General features: G+C 56.8%; 22 protein-coding genes. 6 read left to right on the top strand and 16 right to left on the bottom strand.

The window, feature by feature from the left end:
* The first annotated feature begins 51 nt into the window (after window positions 1-51).
* Window positions 52-810 carry a tRNA-uridine aminocarboxypropyltransferase gene (locus tag ACT3RU_RS05560; protein WP_192527148.1) on the top strand — a complete coding sequence of 253 codons (759 nt, stop codon included), beginning with the start codon at window positions 52-54 and terminating at the stop codon, window positions 808-810.
* On the opposite strand, the gene ACT3RU_RS05555 is transcribed toward ACT3RU_RS05560, so the two are convergent.
* The 8 genes from ACT3RU_RS05555 to def all read right to left on the bottom strand — a co-directional run bounded on the left by ACT3RU_RS05555 (window position 807) and on the right by def (window position 9,258).
* Window positions 807-1,712, bottom strand: coding sequence for a DMT family transporter (locus ACT3RU_RS05555; RefSeq protein ID WP_087106509.1), 906 nt, complete (start codon window positions 1,710-1,712; stop codon window positions 807-809). The two genes, ACT3RU_RS05560 and ACT3RU_RS05555, sit on opposite strands and share 4 nt — an antisense overlap.
* Window positions 1,709-2,962 (bottom strand): TraB/GumN family protein, encoded by a 1,254-nt coding sequence (locus ACT3RU_RS05550; RefSeq protein WP_192527147.1) that lies wholly within the window; start codon window positions 2,960-2,962, stop codon window positions 1,709-1,711. The genes ACT3RU_RS05555 and ACT3RU_RS05550 overlap by 4 nt, the downstream gene beginning before the upstream one ends.
* Window positions 2,963-3,002: 40 nt before the next feature.
* A complete protein-coding gene (locus tag ACT3RU_RS05545) occupies window positions 3,003-4,451 on the bottom strand; it encodes a TrkH family potassium uptake protein (protein WP_192527146.1) in 1,449 nt (482 codons plus the stop codon).
* A 15-nt stretch (window positions 4,452-4,466) separates the two neighbouring features.
* On the bottom strand, window positions 4,467-5,840 hold the full coding sequence (gene trkA / locus ACT3RU_RS05540; protein ID WP_087106515.1) for a Trk system potassium transporter TrkA: 1,374 nt from the start codon (window positions 5,838-5,840) through the stop codon (window positions 4,467-4,469).
* 122 nt (window positions 5,841-5,962) lie between these two features.
* Complete coding sequence (locus ACT3RU_RS05535) at window positions 5,963-6,169, bottom strand: dodecin (RefSeq protein WP_106374252.1); 207 nt, start codon at window positions 6,167-6,169, stop codon at window positions 5,963-5,965.
* A gap of 50 nt (window positions 6,170-6,219) precedes the next feature.
* Window positions 6,220-7,569 (bottom strand): 16S rRNA (cytosine(967)-C(5))-methyltransferase RsmB, encoded by a 1,350-nt coding sequence (gene rsmB / locus ACT3RU_RS05530; protein WP_192527145.1) that lies wholly within the window; start codon window positions 7,567-7,569, stop codon window positions 6,220-6,222.
* Window positions 7,566-8,552, bottom strand: coding sequence for a methionyl-tRNA formyltransferase (gene fmt, locus ACT3RU_RS05525; RefSeq protein ID WP_192527144.1), 987 nt, complete (start codon window positions 8,550-8,552; stop codon window positions 7,566-7,568). The genes rsmB and fmt overlap by 4 nt, the downstream gene beginning before the upstream one ends.
* Before the next feature lie 190 nt (window positions 8,553-8,742).
* Window positions 8,743-9,258, bottom strand: coding sequence for a peptide deformylase (gene def / locus ACT3RU_RS05520; protein WP_192527143.1), 516 nt, complete (start codon window positions 9,256-9,258; stop codon window positions 8,743-8,745).
* Window positions 9,259-9,387: 129 nt separating this feature from the next.
* Between def and ACT3RU_RS05515 the strand changes: the two genes are divergently transcribed.
* The 5 genes from ACT3RU_RS05515 (at window position 9,388) to aroE (ending at window position 14,009) form a co-directional block, all read left to right on the top strand.
* Complete coding sequence (locus tag ACT3RU_RS05515; RefSeq protein WP_192527142.1) at window positions 9,388-10,365, top strand: peptidoglycan-binding protein; 978 nt, start codon at window positions 9,388-9,390, stop codon at window positions 10,363-10,365.
* A gap of 39 nt (window positions 10,366-10,404) precedes the next feature.
* Complete coding sequence (gene dprA, locus ACT3RU_RS05510; RefSeq protein ID WP_192527141.1) at window positions 10,405-11,520, top strand: DNA-processing protein DprA; 1,116 nt, start codon at window positions 10,405-10,407, stop codon at window positions 11,518-11,520.
* Window positions 11,521-11,571: 51 nt separating this feature from the next.
* Window positions 11,572-12,129 carry an L-threonylcarbamoyladenylate synthase type 1 TsaC gene (locus ACT3RU_RS05505; protein WP_192527140.1) on the top strand — a complete coding sequence of 186 codons (558 nt, stop codon included), beginning with the start codon at window positions 11,572-11,574 and terminating at the stop codon, window positions 12,127-12,129.
* 88 nt (window positions 12,130-12,217) lie between these two features.
* Window positions 12,218-13,141 carry an oxygen-dependent coproporphyrinogen oxidase gene (gene hemF, locus ACT3RU_RS05500; RefSeq protein ID WP_192527139.1) on the top strand — a complete coding sequence of 308 codons (924 nt, stop codon included), beginning with the start codon at window positions 12,218-12,220 and terminating at the stop codon, window positions 13,139-13,141.
* A 46-nt stretch (window positions 13,142-13,187) separates the two neighbouring features.
* Window positions 13,188-14,009, top strand: coding sequence for a shikimate dehydrogenase (aroE, locus tag ACT3RU_RS05495; protein ID WP_192527138.1), 822 nt, complete (start codon window positions 13,188-13,190; stop codon window positions 14,007-14,009).
* 73 nt (window positions 14,010-14,082) lie between these two features.
* Here the strand turns inward: aroE and ACT3RU_RS05490 are convergent, their stop codons facing one another.
* From ACT3RU_RS05490 to ACT3RU_RS05455, 8 genes are all read right to left on the bottom strand, one after another.
* Complete coding sequence (locus tag ACT3RU_RS05490) at window positions 14,083-14,886, bottom strand: M48 family metallopeptidase (RefSeq protein WP_192527137.1); 804 nt, start codon at window positions 14,884-14,886, stop codon at window positions 14,083-14,085.
* Between the two features lie 182 nt (window positions 14,887-15,068).
* Window positions 15,069-15,683, bottom strand: a complete 615-nt coding sequence (locus tag ACT3RU_RS05485) for a hypothetical protein (protein WP_192527136.1) — start codon at window positions 15,681-15,683, stop codon at window positions 15,069-15,071.
* A gap of 177 nt (window positions 15,684-15,860) precedes the next feature.
* The gene (gene der / locus ACT3RU_RS05480) at window positions 15,861-17,264 is read right to left on the bottom strand and encodes a ribosome biogenesis GTPase Der (protein ID WP_087106539.1); all 1,404 of its coding nucleotides are present in this window, start codon (window positions 17,262-17,264) and stop codon (window positions 15,861-15,863) included.
* Window positions 17,261-18,430: an outer membrane protein assembly factor BamB gene (bamB, locus tag ACT3RU_RS05475; RefSeq protein WP_087106542.1), complete on the bottom strand. Its 1,170-nt coding sequence runs from the start codon at window positions 18,428-18,430 to the stop codon at window positions 17,261-17,263. Before bamB ends, der begins: the two co-directional genes overlap by 4 nt.
* Entirely contained in the window at window positions 18,427-19,083 is a 657-nt protein-coding gene (locus ACT3RU_RS05470) for a YfgM family protein (protein ID WP_192527135.1), read from the bottom strand. Before ACT3RU_RS05470 ends, bamB begins: the two co-directional genes overlap by 4 nt.
* Window positions 19,084-19,164: 81 nt before the next feature.
* Window positions 19,165-20,460 (bottom strand): histidine--tRNA ligase, encoded by a 1,296-nt coding sequence (hisS, locus tag ACT3RU_RS05465; protein ID WP_087106546.1) that lies wholly within the window; start codon window positions 20,458-20,460, stop codon window positions 19,165-19,167.
* Window positions 20,461-20,505: 45 nt separating this feature from the next.
* Window positions 20,506-21,621, bottom strand: a complete 1,116-nt coding sequence (gene ispG, locus ACT3RU_RS05460; protein ID WP_192527134.1) for a flavodoxin-dependent (E)-4-hydroxy-3-methylbut-2-enyl-diphosphate synthase — start codon at window positions 21,619-21,621, stop codon at window positions 20,506-20,508.
* Between the two features lie 8 nt (window positions 21,622-21,629).
* On the bottom strand, window positions 21,630-22,613 hold the full coding sequence (locus ACT3RU_RS05455; RefSeq protein WP_192527133.1) for a RodZ domain-containing protein: 984 nt from the start codon (window positions 22,611-22,613) through the stop codon (window positions 21,630-21,632).
* Window positions 22,614-22,622 lie beyond the last annotated feature (9 nt).

The following is a 22,622-nucleotide window of genomic DNA, read 5'->3' as shown; positions in this document are numbered from 1 at the left end:
GCTTTATACTCTGCGCCCTTTTTCATCCTGTTGATTACCTTTGGAGCGCGGATGCCTGCCTCAACTGAATGTGATTCTGTCGCTGGTCATCCTCGCCCACCGCGGCGTGAGTTCAAGGCGCGGGGCAGTTTTGTCATACGCTGTGAGGGCTGCAATTTGCCCGCGCTAAATTGCCTTTGTCCGTACCAGGTGAAGGCCGACAGCCACGCCCAGGTATGGCTGCTGACGCATCCGCTGGAACACTATAAGCCGACCAATACGGGCCGGTTGATAGGGGACGTTCTGGCGCAAACGCAGGTATTCACTTGGTACCGAACGGCGCCGGATGCGCAGTTAACCGAGCTTTTGGCAGACCCGCGCTACGTGCCCTTTGTTATCTTCCCGGATGACCAGCCCGATTATGCCGACCGGGTGGTGGGAATGGACGCCGTACACAGCGCCAAACAGGCGTCGCGTATTCCTGTGTTTATCATTCTGGATGGTACATGGCGGCAGGCGCGGCGCATGTTTCGCAAGAGTGCGTACCTGGATGCGTTGCCAGTATTGCCATTGCATACCGAGCGAGAAACCCGCTACCGGCTGCGTAAGCCCGCCTCGAAAGCGCATTTATGTACGGCAGAAGTGGCCATTGAGCTGTTGCGCCAAGGGGGCGACAACAATGCGGCGGCCGTGCTGGATGACTACTTCGATGTGTTTAACGATAGCTACGCCGCCAGCCGGTTCTACAAGAAAATTGCAGAACCCACTGAGGCAATGACGCGCCTGTTAGCACGAAAGGAAGAGTTTGAAGAGTTGGAAGAGAGTCGCTAGCGGGCAGCGCCGGGTAGCCAGCGCAGGAGTATCTTGCGCACCCAGTACCAGCGGTTAATCAGCAGGGCGGTAAAAATTAGCCCGCAGCCGAGTAGCTGTAGCGGCGCCATAACTTCGCCAAACCACCAGGCGGCAAATAATGCGGTCCATACCGCTTCCAGCATCAATACCACCGAGGCGTGGCTTGGCGTGGTCATTCCCTGGGCGGTAATTTGCAGGAAAAACCGCAGGGCGCTTGCCAATAGAACACTGGCCATAAACCAGCCCAGAATAGACGTGTTAAGCGCGACGGGCTGGCGCTCAAACATAAAGGACACCAGGGTTAATACGGTGCCCACGGATAACAGCTGAAGTGTGGTGAGCGGTAGGGCGGCTACGTTTCGCACGACGCGGGTATTAATATTGATGAGTAACGCAAAGCAGAGTGCTGCGCAGACCATCAAAAGCTGGCTGGTTTCTACCTTGAAACCAGCATTAAGGGAGAGTAATGCGAAGCCCAGCAGGGCAACGGGCAGGGCGATCCAGGTGGTGCGTGGTGGTCTGTCGCCAAACAGCAGCTTGGCAACGATAGGCACCAGCAATATCCCCAGGCTATTGATAAACGCACTTTCGCCCAGGTGATTTGACGTCGCAAGCCCCATGATCCAGAAGCCAATGGCGCCGCTAAACAGAAAGCCCACAAAAATACCGCGCCGAATACGCCGTGCAGGCATAGCGCTTAAGGCGGGCCAGGCAAAGCCCAGCAGGATGAGCCCAGCCAGCAAAAAGCGTGTGCCGATAAACAGCAGCGGCGGCATACCGGCAAGCGCTTCCTTGGAGAAAATCCATCCGCCCGCCGCCAGTATGGTTACCAGCAACAGCAGGGCATCTGCCTGCCAGGGCGAACGCTTAAGCGTACTCACGCCGCACCACTACCAAACAAGGCACCTGCAATTCGAAAGCCTGCAACCCAAGTGCCCACGGCTGAGCCGAGCGTGGCGAGGATAAACACCAGCAGCGTGCGCGACACCCGATTTTTCCACCACCCTTTGAGGTGGGTGACATCCTGACGTAGCGAGGCAAAGTCACGCACCTTGGGCTTGCGCATGTAAAGCTCCACCCCGGCGGCGACAAAACCGGCCCCAATCGTTGGGTTCAGCGAGGTAAGCGGGGCGGCAAAGAAAGTGGTAATAACGGTGACCGGGTGGGCAAGCGCAATAATGGTCGCTCCGCCGGACAGAACCCCGTTGATTAAGAACCACTCCAGCACCAACTGCCAACCCAAGTCGGTATTGCGTGAGAAGCCAATACCAAAGCCGGTAATGACCAGCGCGGTAATCAGCCACGGCAAGGCTTTCCAGAGTTTGGAGGGCGGCGGTGAAGCTTCCAACGCTTCGCGCTCTACTGTTGGGTTCTCGGGTAATGGTGCTTCCAGGTGCTCAACGGTGCCTTTCAGGTGGCCAGCGCCCAGCACCACTAACACGTTCTTGAAGCGCCCAGGTGGCGCCTGTTCGGCAAGACGTAGCACCATGTAGCGGTCGCGCTCGCGAATCAGTGGGGTGTAAAGGGCTTCAGATTCAGCGGCAAACTCGCTAAACGTGGCTTCCAGCATATCGCCTTCTTTTAGCTTTTCGATCTCTTCCTTGGATACGTCCTGGCGCGATAGTACGCTGCCAATCAGGCCTGAAAAGAGTGAAAAGCGTTGCCACCAGGGCACGTTGCGGTAGATGCGCTTAAGCGTTATCCCGACATCGCGGTCAACCAGTAAAAGCGGCAGGTTACGGTTACGGCACTCTTCAAGCGCGGCGCGCATCTCGGCACCTGGCTCAATGCCGGACTGCTCAGCGATGCGTTGTTGAAAAGCGCCCAGTGCCAGGCTTGCCGCGACCATGCCCGCTTTGCCCTGCTTGAATACCTGGAAAAGGTCCTGCTCACCCATGGCATCCGGGTTCGTCATGCTGTGATGGCGAGCGTCGCACAGCTCAATCGCTACGGCGTCATAAAGCCCGCTGTCAGCCAGCATTCTTACATCGTCAGCACTTTGTGCCGACACGTGCGCCGTACCCAGCAAGGTGTAGGTAGTGCCGCCCACGGTAACCGTTTTTAGCGGCCCGCTAGTGGCGGGTAGTGCGTCAGGCGCCGTGGCTAGCGGGGTGGTGTCGTCTTGGCTCATTAAGGTGTCTCAATTCAAATAGTAAACGGCATCATCCGAATTAGCGCCGCCAAAAAGCGGGCGTAAATAACACTAACACGGTAAAAATTTCCAGGCGGCCCAGCAGCATGGCAAGCACCAGTATCCATTTGGCAAGATCAGGTAGCTCGCCGTAGTTCCCGCTGGCTTCTCCGAGCGCCGGGCCAAGGTTATTAAGCGCTGACCCCACAGTCGACCAAGCGGTGACCTGATCCACGCCGGTCGCCATAACGCCCATCAGCATTAAAAAGAACAGCATGACGTAGGCGGAGAAGAACCCCCAAACAGCTTGGGCGATGCTGTCGGGTACACTCACTTTGCCGACTTTAACCGCGATAACCGCATTGGGATGGATCAAGCGCATAACCTCGCGCATGCCCTGTTTGAGAATCAGGATAATCCGGATGACCTTCATCCCCCCCGCCGTTGAGCCCGAGCAGCCGCCCACAAAGGCGGCAATAAACAGTAAAAAAGGGATAGCGCCAGGCCAGACCGAGAAGTCAGCGACAGAAAAGCCTGCTGTGGTCGCGATGGATACCACCTCGAAAAGCGCGTAGCGCAAGCCGCTTAGCGTATCGTAGGTGTGTGTCAGCCACAGGGTAATCGCGGTAATCGTGACAAGCCCTGCCAGAAACAGCATTAAAAAGCGCGCCTCCGGGTCTTGAAAGTAGTGCAGCAGGCGTTTTTCACGCCACGCGATAAAGTGCAGGCTAAAACTAAACGCAGAAATGAGTATAAAGGCTGCGCAAATCAGCTCAATCGCGGGGCTATTGAAGTAGCCGATGCTGGCATCGTGAGTAGAAAAGCCACCAATCGCCACGGTAGAGAAACTGTGCCCCAGGGCATCAAACCAATCCATGCCGGCCAGCATATAGGCCACCATGCAGGCCATGGTGAGAGTGGCGTAGATGTACCAAAGCGCTTTAGCCGTTTCGGTAATTCGTGGTGTTAGTTTGGAGTCTTTCAGCGGCCCTGGAATTTCAGTGCGGTAGAGTGCCATGCCGCCGACCCCAAGCGTAGGCAGAATCGCGACGGCCAGCACCACAATCCCCATCCCGCCAAGCCACTGCAACTGTTGGCGATAGTAGAGAATCGACTTGGGCAAAAAGTCGATCCCCGTAATCACCGTGGCGCCTGTCGTGGTCAGGCCTGAAAACGATTCAAACACCGCATCGGTAATGCTCAGCGAGGCATCGCCAAACAGCATCAACGGTAGCGAACCAAACAGCGCCAGAACCGTCCAGAACATCGCCGCGATTAAAAAACCATCACGGATGCGTAGCTCTTTGTGGGCACGGCGGTTGGGTAGGTACAAGGTTAAGCCGGTGATCACCGTAATGGCGATACCGATCATAAATGCGTACCAGACCCCATCGCGAAACCACAGGGAAATCAAAATGGGAGGGAGCATCGTCAGGCTGAACAGCATCAGCAGCAGCCCTAAAATGCGTAAAATTACCCGCAGACTCATGGTAGGTGCATGCTCCTAAAAGAACGTCAAGCCGACCTGGAACATACGCTCGACATCGCGGATGCGGCGCTTATCGATCACAAACAGAATCACGTGATCGCCGCTCTCCACCGTGACATCCCCATGAGCGATAATGACGTCCTTGCCGCGCACAATCGCCCCGATCGTGGTGCCCTCGGGCAGGCCGATCTCGCGAACGGTACGACCGACAACTTTCGAAGAGTGTTTGTCGCCATGAGCAATGGCTTCAATGGCTTCTGCTGCTCCTCGGCGTAGTGAATGCACATTGACGATATCGCCTCGGCGCACGTGGGTTAACAGGCTGCCAATGGTGGCCTGCTGGGGCGAAATCGCGATATCGATCTCGCCACCTTGAACGAGGTCCACGTAAGCGGCATTGTTGATCAGCGTGAGCACCTTCTTGGCCCCCAGCCGTTTGGCCAGCAGCGACGACATGATATTGACTTCGTCGTCGTTGGTCAGCGCGCAGAAAATGTCGCAGTCTTCAATGTTCTCTTCTTCCAGAAGCCGCTTGCTGGTCGCGCTGCCGTGAAGCACCACGGTGCGGTCAAGCCGTTCGGAAAGCGTGGTACAGCGCTCAAGGCTATGCTCGATAATCTTGACCTGGTGGCTGTGTTCCAGATGTTCGGCCAAGCGTTCGCCAATGTTGCCGCCGCCCGCAATTACCACGCGGCGAAAGCCTCGTTCGATACGGCGAAGCTCACTCATGACCGCGCGAATGTCTCTCCGAGCGGCAAGGAAAAACACCTCATCGTCAGCTTCAATGACCGTGTCGCCGCGAGGAATGATGGGACGGTTACGCCGATAAATAGCCGCGACGCGAGTATCCACGTTAGGCATATGGCTGCGCAAAAAGGCCAGGTCCTGACCCACCAGCGGCCCGCCATACACCGCTTTGACCGCCACTAGCTGCACCAGACCATCCGCAAAGTCCAACACCTGCAACGCACCGGGGTGTTCAATCAAGCGGCGGACGTGATCGGTGACCACCTGTTCGGGGCTGATCAATACATCAATGGGGATCGCTTCGTGGGCAAAAAGCCCCTTACGGGTCAGATAGGGCGTGGCACGCACCCGGGCAATTTTGGTAGGCGTGCGGAACAGCGTATGCGCGACCTGACAGGCGATCATGTTGACTTCGTCGCTGTTGGTCACCGCAATTAACATGTCAGCATCTTCGCAGCCAGCCTGCCGCAGAACGATAGGGTAGGAGCCCGCGCCGGTAACGGTACGAATATCGAGCTTGGTGTGCAGCTCGCGCAGCTTATTGGCGTCGGTATCGACAACGGTGATGTCATTTTCCTCGCGAGCGAGGTGCTCCGCCAGGGTACCGCCGACCTGGCCGGCGCCGAGAATGATGATTTTCATTACTGAGCATCGGTTCCATTGAAAGCGCCAGCGCAATAGGTAGCGTTGTACATCTAACGTAATGCGCTGCAATAAAGACGGCGGCCAGTGTAAACCAGCCGCCGTCGAAATGCAGGTAAGGATTATTCCAGCGTGAAACCGACTTTAACGGTGACCTGCCAGTGGGCCACGCGGCCGTCTTCAATATGGCCACGTGTATCGGTCACTTCAAGCCAGCGCATGTGCTGGATGGTTTCTGATGCCTTGGCGAGGGCATTCTGCACGGCTTCCTCGATGCCTTTCTCGGAAGAGCCAGTGATTTCTACGTGCTTGTAGGTGTGGTGAGTCATGGTATCTCCATCCTTAGTCATGAGTTCACTGCCTTGGCACCAGAACGCGCCTAGGCAGACTGCTTCTCTAGCCTGGCATAAAAAAAGCCGTCGTGACGTCCTTGCTCTGGAAATAGCTGGCGCCCTTGGCCGCTTTGGATACCCCAGGCCACATCGCTGGGCGTGGTCACTTTGGCATCGGGCGTGCGCGCCAGAAATGCCTCGATCTGTTGGGCATTCTCTTCAGGCAGTACCGAGCAGGTGGCGTATAACAGCGTGCCGCCTTCGCGCAGCATGGGCCATAAATTGTCCAGTAGCTGCTGCTGTAGCTTGGCTAGCTTGCGGATATCCTCTTTACGTCGAAGTGTTTTGATATCCGGATGACGCCTAATGACGCCCGTACCCGAGCAAGGAGCGTCAAGCAGAATAGCCTCAAACGGCGTGCCGTTCCACCAGTCGCGCTGAGTGGCATCCACATTCTGGAGCGTGGCGGATAGGCCTAATCGGTCTAGCGTACTTTCTACTCGCGAAAGGCGGTGGTTATCGCTATCCAGGGCGGTCAGTGCAATATCGAACTGCTCCAGCAAGTGAGCCGTTTTACCGCCAGGCGCGCTGCAGGCATCCAATACTTGTGCACCGGGGCGAGGTGCCAAGGCAGGGCCAAGTAGCGCAGCACACAGTTGGGCTGCTTCATCCTGTACGCTAACGTGGCCCTCGGAAAATCCGGGCAGCACCGTAACATCGCAGGGCGTGTTAAGGGTAATGCCATCCGGCGAGTGGATGCAGAGCTCACCGCTTAATCCTTGTTCGGTCAGCCGCTCTATATAGGCTTCACGGTCATTGTGGTGTTGATTTACGCGCAGCGTCATGGGGCCAGGCTGATTATTTGCTTCAACAATTGCACGCCACTGCTCCGGCCAGGCGTTGCGTAGTGCGTCCAGCAGCCAACGGGGGTGGGCCAGCGCAATACTCTCATCCTTATCAACGGCGGCCTGGAGTTCATCCGACTCGCGCTGTAGGCGGCGCAGGCAGCCATTCAGTACTCGGGTCGCCCACTCTTTACCCAACAAACGCGCGGCACCGGCGGTTTCGCCGACGGCTGCGTGGGCGGGAATACGCATATACAGCAACTGATAAATACCCAGCAGCAGCAGGGCGTGAATATCACTGTCACGCTTTTTAAAGGGCTGTTTTAGGAGGCTGTTAGCCAGCGCTTCCAAACGTGGAAGCTGACGGCAGGTGCCAAAGCAGAGCTCTTTTAAAAGGCCTCGGTCGCGGGCAACGACACTGTTCTCATCCAACGCGGCCAGTGAGCCTTGCTGAGAGATGACCGGCGCTAATGCACGGGCGGCGGCGGCGCGAACGTCCTGGCCGCTATTGCCTGAAGCGCGCTTACCGGGGTGTGAACGTTGCTGACTCATAAAGCGTCTCCTTGCTGGGATTCAGGCTGACCAAGGCGGTTACCGGGTGTCAAACGAGCATGACGGGCATTGAGTAAGTCGCGCACAGCCATGGCCTTGCCGCCAGGAAGTTGGGCGCTGCTGATACATAAAACCTCGCGGCCTTCAGGGCCACAGGCAATACGCAGATGGTCTTCACCGTTTTCAAGCAGCGTGCCGGGCGGCGTTGCGCCCTGTTCACCGGCTTGAACGCTTGCCATGAGTAAGCGTAAGCGGTCATCACCCATCTGACACCACGCCACCGGCCAAGGGTTAAAGGCGCGGATTTTACGCGCAAGGCGTTCTGCAGGCTGAGTGAAGTCCAGCTCGGCCTCTGCTTTGCTGAGCTTGGTGGCGTAGGTAACGCCTTCTTCCGGCTGGGGTGTTGCACTGGTGTTACCGTTGGCCAGTTTATCCAGCACGCTGGTTAGCGCAGTGGCGCCTTGAAGCGCCAGGCGGTCATGCAGGTCGCCACCCGTGGTTTGCTCGGTGATCGGGGTGCGTACTTCGTGCAGCATGGCGCCGGTATCAAGCCCTGCATCCATTTGCATGATGGTAACGCCCGAGGCGTTATCACCGGCTTCAATCGCGCGCTGAATCGGGGCGGCACCGCGCCAGCGGGGTAGCAGTGAGGCGTGGACGTTAATGCACCCCAGGCGCGGCGTGTCCAATACTGCCTGAGGCAGCAATAAACCGTACGCCACGACCACCATAATATCGGCGTTTAAGGCGCCAAGCTCAGCTTGAGCGGCCGGGTCTTTTAGCGTTTGTGGCTGGTAGACCGGAAGCGCATGCTCAAGAGCAAGCTTTTTAACGGGGCTTGGCGTGAGTTTGCGACCACGACCTGCCGGGCGGTCGGGCTGGGTATAAACCGCCACTACCTTATGTTTGCTAGCCAGTAGGGCCGCAAGGCTTGAGGCAGCGAAATCAGGCGTGCCAGCAAAAACAACGCGCAACTGTGACATGACAACAGGTACCTGGTAACAGGGGAAATGAGAAAGCCTGGGGCAACAATAAAGGCCGAGAAGCAGGGTATACAACGGCTGTTGTACCGTTGTATGGAGTACCAGGCTTCTCGGCCTTAAGCGTTATAAATACGCTCACTTACAAAACTTCTACAAAAACCGAAGTAAACTGTGCTAAAACGGATGGCTGTTAAGCGTCGTCTTTCATCAGCTTATGACGTTTCTGCATTTTTTTCATGATGCGGTCGCGCTTTAGCGGCGAAAGATAATCAACAAACAGTACACCTTCAAGATGGTCGTACTCGTGTTGAATGCAGTGCGCCAGCAGGCCGTCGGCCTCAAGCTCATACGCCTCGCCGTTACGGTCAAGCGCGTTGAGTTTTACCGTAAGGTAGCGCGGCACTTCCGCGTAGTACTCGGGAATCGACAGGCAGCCTTCAGAAAGCGGCTCTTTGTCTTCGCCGACTGGCGTATAACGAGGGTTGATCAGCACCAGCGGCTGCGAGTTATCTTCGCTTACGTCCATGACGACGACACGACGATGGACATCAATTTGGGTGGCCGCAAGGCCAATGCCACGAGCGTCGTACATGGTCTCTAACATATCGTCGACAAGCTGGCGGACCTCGTCGTCAACGGTTTCCACCGGTACCGCCTTGGTGCGCAGGCGCTCATCGGGGAATTCGAGAATAGGAAGTTTGGCCATGGGGATTACCGTCATCGTTAAGCTAAATCTTGGATAATCAGGCCGAATCGCGGCGGCCTGGTTCTTTGCTAATCACCACTATATCACGCTGGCAGCGCTCCTGGGCATCAGCACATGCGGTGAAGCGCCATGAAAATGATCGAAACATCCTTCACGGAGTACGGGATAGTGCTAGCCAACTTTATGCGCCGCGCAGCAAGACAAAACGCGCTTTGCGACTTGCTCAAGAGGGTAGTAAACCTGCTGCCAGGGCTGTTAATAAGCCTTCACGCCGTTGGCGCTGAAACGCTGCCGGTGGTGACGCTTTCTCCCCAAATACGCACCTTGCCAATGCCCGATGGACCGCTAGACGCGAGGGTAAGTGAACTTGGCGCGCTCTCGCTTGAAAGCCTTAACGCTTTTTGGCGTGAACACCGAGTAATAGAACCCGGAGTGCGCCAGCCTGAGATGGCCTATGTGTTGGCCGGCGAGCACCAGCGGTTGATCAACGGTGCAGGCGACCGAATTTATGCCCGTGGCGCTATGCCGAGCCACGCACTGGAAAGCGTACCGAGCAACGTAACGAATAATGCGCTAGGCCCTGCCACACTCGGTATTTATCGTCAGACACAGACCTATACTGCTGACGATGGCGCGGTGTTGGGGCAGGCGTTAAGTCACATTGGCGAAGCTCGTCTTGTGCGCAGTGAGGGTGATATTGCCCTGCTGGAAGTGCTCAGCGCTCATCAAGAGGTGCGTAGTAACGATCTTATTCTTGCCCTGGAACCCGATGCGCCTCGAACGGCGCTTCAACCCCACCTGCCGCGCAATGCAATAAACGGTCGTATTCTCGCCGTGCCCGGCGGCGTACGTTTTATAGGTGCCTTGCACATCATTGCTTTGGATGTAGGCGCGCAAGACGGCTTGGAGCCAGGGCATCTGCTTCAAGTGAATGCGCCGAGCGAAACCGTTTTTGACACGCGTCGCCAGGTAGTAACGCCGTTGCCACCGACCCCAGCGGGCTGGGCAATGGTAGTGAAGCCTTACCAGCAGGTGAGTTATGCGCTGGTGATGCAAGCTTCCAGCATGCTGGAAGTGGGTGATCGTGTGGTGACTCCGGATTTATAACGGAATTGGGATATTCAGCATGCACGTTGAGGAGCGTCGATGAATACCAGTGAGTGGTTAGTGGTCAACGCCTTGCCGGGCATGGGCGCACTGCGCATTACCCAGATGGTGGCACGCCAGCCGCGCTGGCCAGAAGGCTGGCTGGCGACACTGCCCGCTAACGCCGCCAGTGCCTTACGGCTGTGGCTTGAACACCCCGAGCGCAGCCCGCTTCAGCGATGCGTAGACGACGCGCGGGCATGGCAGCAGAGCGGACCAGCGCGGCATATTCTGCATCGCCACCACCCGGCCTGGCCTGAGCTGCTCAACGAGCTACCGGACCCGCCCGCCATTCTTTGGGCCCAAGGGGATTTACAGGCGCTTGAAGGGCCAAGGATTGCCATGGTGGGAACACGCAAACCCACCTCGGAAGGTAACGCCAATGCCCAAGGCTTTGCGCGGGAACTTGCTCGCCGAGGCTGGTGTGTGGTCAGCGGTATGGCGCTGGGCATTGATGGTATCGCTCAGCGTGCTGCACTGAGTGCCGGTGGAAGCAGCATTGCGGTGTTAGGCTGCGGCGTGGACGTTATTTACCCGGCTCAACATCGCGACCTGCATGAGCAACTGAGCTGTGCGCCTGGCGGGCTATTGTTGTCAGAGCATCCTCCGGGCACCAAGGCACGTCCCGCGTTCTTCCCGCGTCGCAACCGGATTGTGACCGGGCTTTCATTGGGTACGTTAGTGATTGAGGCCACCGAGAAAAGCGGCTCGTTGGTGAGTGCCCGCTTGGCCCTGGAGCAGAACAAGGAGCTTTTTGCCCTGCCTGGGTCTTTGCACAATGTTCAGGCCCAAGGCTGCCTGCACTTGTTGCGTAATGGAGCAACGCTGGTACGCCATGTCGACGATATGCTTGAAGAGTTACAGCAGTGGGCGGGTAGCTTTTTACCAGCGTCAGTGAAGGCTTCATCTCCCCCTTTAGGGCCAATTGCGCCACTAAGCGAGCCACTGCCTGATGAGCTGCTTAACGTTTTATCGGCAACGCCGGTGCCGCTTGATTCACTGGTTCAGCATACCGGGGAGTCTGTCAGCAACTGCCAGCAGCGGTTATTGATGCTGGAGCTTGATGGATGGGTCGCTCAGCAGGTGGGAGGTTGGGTGCGCTTACCCAGGCCATGATAGGATGTGAGCATTCTCTTATCGCTAATTGCTTGTAGAGCAGGAGCGCCAATGAAGCCGGCTGTCGACCTCGAAGTTGCCATTAATGCACTGCATGCTGGCGGTGTTATTGCGTGCCCCACCGAAGCCGTGTGGGGGCTTAGCTGTGACCCGGATAATGACGAAGCGCTTACCCGGTTAATGCGCATGAAAGAGCGCGACCCTTCCAAAGGCATTATTTTGGTGGCGGCCAGTATCCAGCAGTTTCAGCCCTGGCTAAACCAATTGCCGTTTGAACTGCATGCTCCACTTGCGGCCAGTTGGCCTGGCCCTAACACTTGGCTGGTGCCGGATAATGGTCGCAGCCATGCGCTGGTTCGCGGTGCTCATCAACGCGTGGCATTACGAGTGACCGACCATCCCTTAATGAAAGCGTTATGTGAAGCGTTTGGCGGGCCACTGGTGTCGACATCGGCCAATCGAGCGGGCGAGGCGCCTGCCATGAGTGATGAAGAAGTAGTCACTATTTTTGGGCAGGAAATCGCCGCGATAGTAGCGGGCGAGCTGGGCGGGAATCCACGACCCAGCACCATTCGTGATTTAGTCAGTGGCCAGGTAATGCGCGCTTAAATAGGTAAGTAAACGGCTTAAGTGCCAAGTGCTTAAATGCATTATGGTTAAGATTACTTTGTAATAAGAATTTTGAACGGGAGTCATCGTGGCGCACGAGCATTTAGACGACGTTAAACAGTACCTGCTCGGCCTTCAAGACCGGCTTTGTGAGGGGCTGGCCGCGGCTGACGGTAAAGCTGCGTTTAAGGAAGACAGCTGGCAGCGTGAAGAGGGCGGTGGCGGGCGCTCACGCGTGATTGAGCAGGGCGGTGTCTTTGAAAAAGGCGGCGTCAACTTTTCCCATGTGTATGGTGCTCAACTGCCGCCCTCGGCAACGGCAGCTCGGCCGGAGCTTGCCGGTCGCAGCTTTCATGCGGTCGGGGTCTCCTGGGTACTGCATCCTGAAAACCCGCATGTCCCTACTAGCCACGGCAACGTACGCTTTTTTATTGCTGAAAAAGAGGGCGAAACGCCCGTCTGGTGGTTTGGTGGAGGCTTTGACTTAACGCCCTATTACCCGGTGCTTGAGGACGCTGTGCACTGGCACCAGGTGGCCAAAGCGGCCTGCGATCCTTTTGGCGATGATGTTTATGCCCGCTATAAAGCATGGTGCGATGAGTATTTTTATTTAAAGCACCGTGATGAGACCCGTGGAGTGGGTGGGCTGTTTTTCGATGATTTGAATGCTGGCAGTTTCGAGGAGTGTTTCGCCTTTCAACGCGCCGTGGGCGATAGCTTTTTAGAGGCCTACTTACCCATTGTTAAGCGCCGCAAAGCGGCTGCCTGGGGCGAGCATGAGCGAGCGTTTCAGCTCTATCGTCGCGGTCGCTATGTAGAATTTAACCTCGTATGGGACCGAGGAACGCTCTTTGGCTTACAAAGCGGCGGGCGCACCGAGTCAATTTTAATGTCGATGCCACCACTGGCGCGCTGGGAGTATGACTATACGCCTGCCCCTGGGAGTGCTGAAGCCACGCTAAATGATTACCTGGTGCCAAGAGACTGGCTCAACGTGTCGGATAGGGCTTAAACATCGTGATCCACAGAAATATAAAACAGCGTACAGGAACGAGTTGATGAGTGACCTTTACTGCGTATTGGGTAATCCCATTGAGCACTCAAAATCACCCCTCATTCATAACGAATTTGCCCTGCAAACACAGCAAAAAATTGAATACACAGCACAACTGGCGCCGTTGGATGGCTTTACCGATGCCTGGCGAACGTTTGTTGATAACGGCGGGCGAGGGGCCAACGTTACCGTACCCTTTAAGGAGGAGGCGTTTGCGCTCTGCGATACCCTGAGCAGACGTGCTCAGCGGGCTGGCGCGGTGAATACGCTGATAGTCGGAGGTAATGGCCTTACTTACGGCGATAATACCGATGGCGTTGGTTTGTTACGCGACCTTGCATATAACCGTGTAGCGCTTGCCGATAAGCGCATCCTGGTGGTGGGCGCTGGTGGGGCCGTGCGGGGAATTTTAGAGCCGTTACTCGCAGAAAAGCCTGGCGAGGTGGTGGTCGTTAACCGAACGGCTGAAAAAGCCCAACAATTGGCCGACGATTTTGCTGATTTGGGCGAGATCCACGGCGGAGGGTTTAAGGCAGCTAAAGGCCCTTTTAGTGTCGTGATTAACGGAACCAGTGCCAGCCTAGCGGGCGATTTACCTCCTCTGCCGGATAATCTATTTGCAAACGATGCCTGGGCCTACGACATGATGTATGGCGCTACGCAAACGGTCTTCTTGAAGTGGGCAGGAACGCATGGTGCCCAGCGGTTGGATGGCTTGGGAATGCTGGTAGAGCAGGCCGCCGAAGCATTTTATCTATGGCGAAATGTACGCCCCGAGACGACCCAGGTACGCCAGATGCTGCGCAGAATGCTCAACGCGGGTTAGCCGCTTGCATGTATTCATCAAAAAAAGGGCCGAGATGGCTCGGCCCTTTATCGTTAAAAATTAAAGCAAAGGGTTACGGGCGCTGGCAGTTAGGCGTGTGCCCGCTGCTGCGCGCCTGCTCGTAGGTGGCAAGCGCTCTATCCATATTGGCTTGTAGGCCCTCAATACGCTGCCCCTGGCTTGGGTGCGTCGACATCCAGGCCGGTGGCGCGCCACCGCCCGAGGCGGCCTGCATGTTTTCCCAGAGCGTAACGCTTTGACGCGGATCAAAGCCTGCCTGCGCCATCAGGTCCAGGCCAATAACATCCGCTTCGCTTTCATGGCTACGTGAGAACGGCAAGGCAATGCCGTATTGCGCGCCCATGCCCAGCACGCCCATCAGCTGTTGTCCGCCAGGGGTTTGCATACCCGATGCGCTGGAAATAACCGAAAGCCCTAGCGACGTGGCGTTTTCGGTCGATGCCCGCTCATTGGCGTGGCGGGCAAGTACGTGACCAATTTCATGGCCTACCACGGAGGCCAGTTGATCCTGGTTGGTGGCAATAGTCAGCATGCCGGTATTGACCCCCATATAACCGCCAGGCAGCGCGAAGGCGTTGGGCTGTTCGGCTTCAAATACCCGGATTTGCCAGTCAAGATTACGCTGTTCAGTCGGTAATATATCCACGATGGCATTGGTGATGCACTGCACATAGCGGTGGCTTGCCTGGCCTGCGGTAGGAATATCCTGCTGGTACTGGGCGAATGCCTGCTGGCCCATCTCGTTAAGCTGGTCATCGGAAAGCAGCAATAATTGCGAGCGTCCGGTAGGGGACGTTGAGCAGGCCGCTAAAGAAGCGCATAGCGCAGTAACAGCAAAGGGACGAAGCCAACGCATGAGATGATTTCCTTAAAGATGATTGAGTTCCATGCAAACAAGATAACCACTGTGTAGGGTAAATCAATCCCCTTGTTATCACTTAATGCACTTGAGACGCTGAACTGAGCCGACGTTTAACCAGATGACTTGACCACGTGGAGCATTGGCTAGCCTCTGTTTCCATGCCTGGCAGAAACAGCTTAACGCTGAGGGGTTAGCTGACCATCTTCACCCACATTAAGGCGAATGGTCGGTGTGAGCAGTCCCGCCGGTAGCGTCATGCCTAGGCCGCGTAAATCGCCCGGCGTGATCGCAAGCTCACTGCCTGCGGGAAGTTCGCCTTGAGAGGCAAGCTGCTGGACCAAATTCAGCATTGGCGCCATTTTTTGGGCATCGGTGCCCAGGATATCAAATGCCACCGGCAGGCGTAGATTGGCGCCGTCGCCCGAGGTTAATGAAACATCCTGGGTATACTCCCCTTCTACGGGGTCAACACCTGGCATATCCAGCGTCCAGTTAAAGCCTGACATGGCTACCGCCGGCATTCCCGCAGGCAGCCCAAGGCCCATCGCGAGCGTTGCCTGAACCGGCAGGCTACCCATGCCCAGGCTTGAAGTCAGCAGACTGGTCAAGTCACTGGTGTCCAGGCCTGCGTCAATGGAGTAGGGGCCGACACGCACATTTTCCACGCCGAGTGAGGTAATGGCCAAGCGAAAGGCAAATAGCCCCGTTTGGGGGAGTGCAAGGCAGCCGGTAAGCAGGCTTACCAAACTCAGCATCACAAGCCAGCGCCAGTGACGAACGGCATACAACATAGGGTTCCCTCCTGAGAAGGGTGGTGGCGGCAAGCGCCGGGGAGCATGAGCTAAAAGCGCGGCTATTTGAGGGCCCGCGCTGATTTCTGTCAAGCAAATTTGTACATGTTCGCCTGAAACAAAAAACGCCTGCTTAAACAAGCAGGCGTTATTACTGCGGGATAGCGCATGGAGCGTTTAACGACGGCTTTTCCGCGCATCTTTGGTACGGGTAAGCTCGCGCTTTTTAGCTTTCTCTTTATCACTGGCCCCGGCCATAGAGTCAAACGGGTTATCGCCTGAGCGGAACTCAAACCGCATGGGCGTGCCGCGCACCTTCAACACCTTACGGAAAGTATTGATCAGATAGCGGCGATACGCTTCAGGAACCGACGCGGTCTGATTACCGTGCACAACGATAATCGGCGGATTGCTGCCGCCCTGGTGGGCCATACGCAGCTTAATACGCCGCCCGTTAACCATCGGGGGCTGGTGCTGGCTGACCGCATCCTGTAACAGGGTCGTCAACCGGTTGGTCGACCAGTGTGCGTTGGCCGCATTAAATGCCCGCTCAATGGAGGGGTATAAATCACCCACTGCGGTGCCGTGCAGAGCTGAAATAAAGTGCATTTCAGCGTAGTCGGCAAAGCCCAGGCGGCGCTTGATATCGGCACGCATCTTGTCTTTTGCTTCGCTCTCCAGGCCATCCCACTTGTTGATCGCCAGTACCAGCGCACGCCCCGTCGTTAGCACGTAATCCAACAGGTGAAGATCCTGCTCAACCAGGCCGCTGCGGGCATCCAGCACCATCACCGCCACATGACACTCTTTAATCGCGTCAAGGGTTTTGATAATGGAAAACTTCTCGGCAATCTCGCTCACGTTCTTGCGGCGGCGAATACCGGCGGTGTCGATCAACACATACGGCTTGCCGCGGCGCTCGAAAGGAATCTCGATAGCATCACGCGTGGTACCGGCTTCATCGAACACCACGACACGGTCTTCACCCAGAAGGCGGTTGACCAGTGTGGATTTGCCCACGTTGGGGCGACCAATTACCCCAATGCGGATGCCTTTGGAACCGGTATCCGCTGGAATGCTAGGGTCGCGCTCGGGAAACGGCTCAAGCACGGTATCAATCAGCGTTGAAACGTTACGTCCGTGCGCGGCAGCAATGGCCCAAGGGTCGCCAAGGCCCAGCTTCCAGAAGTCGGCCATGGCCGAGTGCTCTTCCAGACCATCGGTCTTGTTCACCACCAACCAGGTTTTTTTCTGGTTAACGCGTAGGTGGTTGGCAATCGCTTCATCAGCGACGTTAAGCCCGGCACGGGCATCGACCAGGAACAGGACAATATCGGCTTCATCAATCGCGGCAAGCGACTGTTCTGCCATCGCCGCATCAATACCTTCCTCATCACCACTGATACCACCGGTATCAATCACCGTATAGGCTTTGCCGCCCAGCATGCCGTTGCCATACTTGCGGTCGCGGGTGAGGCCGGGAAAGTCGGCCACGAGTGCATCACGCGAACGCGTTAGGCGGTTAAACAGTGTCGATTTGCCCACATTGGGGCGACCGACCAAAGCAATGACGGGTGTCATGGAGTGACTTCCAGGGTTTCCAGACGACCATTGTCGGCCTGGACATGAATGGTGCTGCCATCAGTAATGGGGGACACGCTAATGCCGGATTTATGCACCCGGGTGCGGCCCACGATGTTACCTTCACGCGCGTCGATCAAATGGACATAACCTTCAAAATCGCCAACCACGATACGGCCATCAGCAAAGGCTGGGGCGGTAAGCCAACGATCTTCAAGTTCATTGTTACGCCATATTTCTTGGCCATTTTCGGCATCAAGCGCGACGAGGTGGCTGTCGTCGGTAACCACATAAAGATAGTTACCCACCATCAGCGGTGAATGGCGGCTAGAGAGATTACTTTCCCAGAGTACGCTGCCGCGTGTGGCTTCCAGCGCCACCACGCGACCGTTGTAACTGGTGACAAACAGGCGGCCGTCAGGCGTAATCAGCGGCTGGCCGGCAATATCGACCAGTCGCTCAACTTCGCTACGGCCACTGGGGGTGGCGATTTGCATATCCCACAGCGGCTGGCCGCTACGGTTATCAAGCGTGGCCAGGCGTCCGTTTGCGAGGCCGACGAAAGTGACCGGGTCAATGACCATCGGCGTCCCGGTACCGCGAAGGGTAAGGGCAGGCTGAGAACTGGTATAAACCCAGCGCTCCTGACCGTTGGTACGGTCTAGCGCCGTTATCTGACCATCAACGCTTTGTACGACCAGCAGTTGCTGGTTGGCTTGAGGCGCGGCCAGCACTTCGCTGGATACTCTGGAGCGCCAGCTTACGCTGCCATCGCGTTGATCAAGTGCAATCACTTCACCGTTGCGAGTGCCCAGGTAGACCTGGCCTGCAATCGCGGTCAGCGCGCTGGAGATCGGTGTATCAAGCTCTACGCGCCACTCACGATCACCGGTGTTAGCGTTTAATGCCATGACCAGGCCTTGTGCGTCGGCGGCAAAGATCGTGCTGCCTTCACGGGAAGGTGCGATAGGGTAACGCGCCCGGCCCAGGCCGCTGCCGATATTCTGGCGCCACTGCGTGGTCAGGTTTGATGTTTCATCAAAGCTACGCAGCTCTTTGGGCGTATACGCGGGTTCGCCTTTATTGGCACAACCTGCCAGTAGAGCAATGGCTACCGCACCTAGCGTCACGCGCATGATCTGTTTGGAAAGACGCAGATTCATCATTGTGTCGCCTCCTCGGCGCCAAGATCGTCAAGCTTGAATGGTACGCCGTAAAGCGTTTGGTCGAGGCTCTCTGCAAGTTCCAGCGCGTTTTGCCAAGCGCTCCGCGCCTGGTCGGTTTGCCCAAGGGCTGCGTAGGCATCACCGCGGACGTTGGCTTGCTGCGCCGCCAGGGCTTCGCTGATCGGCTCATCCAGTAAAGCAAGTGCCGCTTCAGGATTGCCGTTGGCGACCTCAATGCGTGCCAGACGCAGCCAGGCCAGGCTTTGCACATAGCGACGCGATGAGTTATCGGCTACCTGTTCAAGAGAGACCTTTGCCGCATCGATATCGCCCTGCTGTACGGCTAACCGAGCGTCCATAAGCAGCGCCAGTTCAGCATAGAGCGTTTTGCCGTAATCGTCGGTAAGCTCGCTAATTAGCTCGCGGGCGCTGGCCGTTTGCTGCTCATCCAGTTCGTTGGCCATGGCAACGTTGATCAACTGCTGGTAGCGCACCGAAGCGGCTTCCGACTGGCCTTGCTGATAGTTTTGCCATGCATTCCAGCCAAAGACGCCCGCAGCAGCAAGAGCGGCACCTGCAATCAGAGAGGTTCCATTCTCTTTCCACCAGCGCTTAACGACATCCAACTGCTCTTCTTCGCTTCGATCCGCCACGGGCGGCCTCCTATTGCATAAAATCGCCGCAGCACAGCGGCGATTAGTTATTTGTAAGCGCACAGCGCCTGTTTGTTTGGCTTAGTGGGCCAGAAGGTCGCCTAGCGTGGCAGAAAGTGCCGCTTGGCTCACGCGCTGCTGCTCGCGGTCATCGCGCAAGAACTTAAGCGTGGCGGCGTGTTCGGCCAGTTCGTCCTCGCCCAGCAGGATGGCGATGGGCGCAGCACTTTTATCGGCCTTTTTCATGCGGCTCTTAAAGCTACCGCCGCCGCAGTGCAGTTGAAGGCGCAAGTCGGGAAGCTCACTACGCAGCTGTTCGGCAAGCGTGAGCGCGGCAATCGTTGCGTTATCGTCCATAGGCAGGAGATAGACATCGCAGCCGCCCAGGGCTTCGTCCGGCACCAGGTTTAGCGTCTCCAGCAACAGGATTAACCGCTCAATACCCATGGCGAACCCAACCGCTGGGGTTGGCTTGCCGCCCAGCTGTTCCACCATGCCATCGTAACGACCGCCAGCACATACCGTGCCTTGGCTACCCAGCGCACTGGTGGTCCATTCGAACACCGTACGGCAGTAGTAGTCGAGCCCGCGCACCAGGCGAGGATTGATCACAAAGGGGATGCCCGCCGCATCCAGCATGGCTTTCAACTGCTCGAAGTGTTCGCGCGACGCATCATCAAGATGATCCATGAGCTGCGGGGCGCCGTTAAGCATGTCCGCCATGGCCGGATTTTTAGAGTCCAGAATGCGCAGCGGGTTACTGATCAAGCGGCGCTGAGAGTCTTCATCAAGCACTTCGCGATGCTGTTCGAAATAAGCCACCAGCTTTTCACGGTAGGCCACCCGCGCCTCGGCAGAACCCAGCGAGTTAAGCTCAAGCGTGACATGCTCAAACAGCCCTAGCTCTTTCCACAGGCGTGCCGAGAGCAGAATCACTTCGGCATCGATATCCGGCCCTTCAAAGCCGTATGTCTCAACACCTACCTGATGAAACTGGCGATAGCGGCCTTTTTGAGGGCGCTCGTGACGAAACATCGGACCCTGGTACCAAAGCCGTTGGGTCTGGTTGTAGAGCAGGCCGTGTTCCATCGCTGCGCGCACGCAGCTGGCGGTGCCTTCAGGACGCAGTGTCAGGCTATCGCCGTTGCGGTCGTCGAAGGTGTACATCTCTTTTTCGACGATATCGGTCACTTCACCAATCGAGCGGGCGAACAGCGCTGTTTGCTCGACAATCGGCGTGCGAATTTCATCGAAGCCGTAGCGATGCATTAACTGACGTACTTTGGTCTCAAAAAATTGCCAGCGAGGACTATCGCTGGGCAACAGGTCGTTCATACCACGGATGGCTTGAATCTTTTTAACAGCGGACTTGCTCAATGAAAACTCCTCGTTCTGCATCCTGGCTGATGCATGGCCCCGGCATTAAACGCTGCGGGCGATCATGTCATCTTCTTGCTGCTGTTTTTGGCGCACTTTTTCGCGGATCATCCGCTCAAGATCATCCACCAGGTGGTCGTTACGCAGTTTGCTGGCCGGTTTGCCGTCGATATACACCAGGTTGGCGGGGCTGCCGCCGGTCAGGCCAATATCGGTCTCTTTTGCTTCACCCGGGCCGTTAACGACGCAGCCAATCACCGAAACATCCAGCGGCGTCATGATGTCTTCCAGACGCTCTTCAAGCTGATTCATGGTGCTGATAACGTCAAAGTTTTGGCGTGAGCAGCTGGGGCAGGCAATAAAGTTGATGCCCTTGGCGCGCAGGCGCAGGCTTTTGAGCATATCAAAGCCGACTTTAATCTCTTCTACCGGGTCGGCGGCAAGTGACACACGAATCGTGTCGCCGATACCATCCATCAGTAGCATGCCCAGGCCAATAGACGACTTAACGGTGCCCGAGCGCAGCCCACCTGCTTCGGTAATACCCAAGTGAAGCGGCTGCTCAATGCGCGTGGCAAGATCACGGTAAGCCGCGACGGCCATAAACACATCAGAGGCTTTTACGCTGACCTTGTACTCTTGAAAATCGAGCCGATCCAGGTGGTCGATATGGCGCATGGCGGATTCCACCAGCGCGGCAGGCGTGGGCTCGCCATACTTTTTCTGAAGGTCTTTTTCCAAAGAACCGGCGTTAACGCCAATGCGGATAGGAATGCCGTTATCGCGTGCGGCACTCACCACCGCGCGTACGCGATCTTCACGGCCAATATTGCCGGGGTTGATGCGCAGGCAGTCAACGCCTAGCTCCGCGACGCGCAGGGCGATCTTGTAGTCAAAGTGAATGTCGGCCACCAACGGCACATCCACCAACTGCTTGATTTTGCCAAAGGCTTCGGCGGCGTCCATGTCCGGTACGGAAACGCGTACGATGTCAGCACCGGCTTTTTCCAACTGCTGAATCTGCCCAACGGTAGCCGCCACGTCCAGCGTGTTGGTGTTGGTCATGCTCTGTACGGAAATAGGCGCATTTCCGCCTACCGCCACATTACCGACGTGAATCTGGCGGGACTGGCGGCGTTTTATCGGAGAAGGGGCGTGCATAAGACGGGTCACTCTCCCAGGGTAAATCGGGCGACATTGTTGGCGCCTGCGCGTTCTGCAAGGTTGATCTGCTCACCTTGGTAACGCAGTACGACGCCAGTGGCGTTTCCTACGGTTAAACGAAACGGCGGCACACCTTCAACGGTTACATTGGTGCCGGGCGTTTGTAAGCCAACAAATACACGTTGATTGTTGGCATCGAAAATTTCAGTCCAGGACTGCTCGTTAAACGTGAGCTCCATCTGGCCTGGGTTGCCTGCCGGGGCCGTTGCCGCTTCCTCGGTGGCACCTTCATCAGCCTCTGTTACATCAGCGTCAGCCGCATCCGTATCTGCCGTAATATCAAGCGCGGCAGACTCGTCGACCGTCGCGGCCTGCTCCGCGTTATCAGTAGGCAGTGTTTCACTATTACCAGCGGTATCACCCGTGGCCGTATCGTTTTCCGGCTGAGCGGGCGAGGTGATGGCGGGCTGCTGAGGTGGCGTGGGCTCAGCACCGGTACCCGATGCCGACGGTACTTCGCTGCCTTCTTCAACGCCGGACGTCTCATTAAAGCCAGGCGGCTCGCTGCCACCACGGCTCTGCCACCACATTACGGTTACGCCGATCAGGCCAGCAATCACCAGCAAGGTCACCAGCTTAAATAACCAGGCACCCAGCTTTGAGGGGGGCCGACTAACCGCCACCGGAATCACTTTTCGTTCGGCATCCGCGGCGCCATAGCGCTCCTGGTAAGCGTCCAGGATCACATGCTCGCTCAGACCCAGGTATTTGGCGTAGGAGCGCAGGTAACCACGACGGTAAGCAATAACCGGAATTTCGTCATAACGATCATGTTCAAGGCCATCAACGACAGCCGGCCGCAAATTAAGCGCACGCGCCGCCTCTCCAATGGGCACGCCGAGCTCTTCTCGTTGGCGCAAAAGAATCTCGCCGGGAGAGGAGGTGGAACGGGAGGAAGTAACGCTATCTTGTAACTGTGTGTCGCTCATGGCTGAGCA

The organism is Halomonas sp. TP35, from assembly GCF_052375975.1.
In the GTDB taxonomy this organism is placed as follows: domain Bacteria; phylum Pseudomonadota; class Gammaproteobacteria; order Pseudomonadales; family Halomonadaceae; genus Vreelandella; species Vreelandella citrativorans.
Note: the sequence above shows the minus strand (reverse complement) of the source record. Positions and strands in the feature narration are given on the sequence as shown.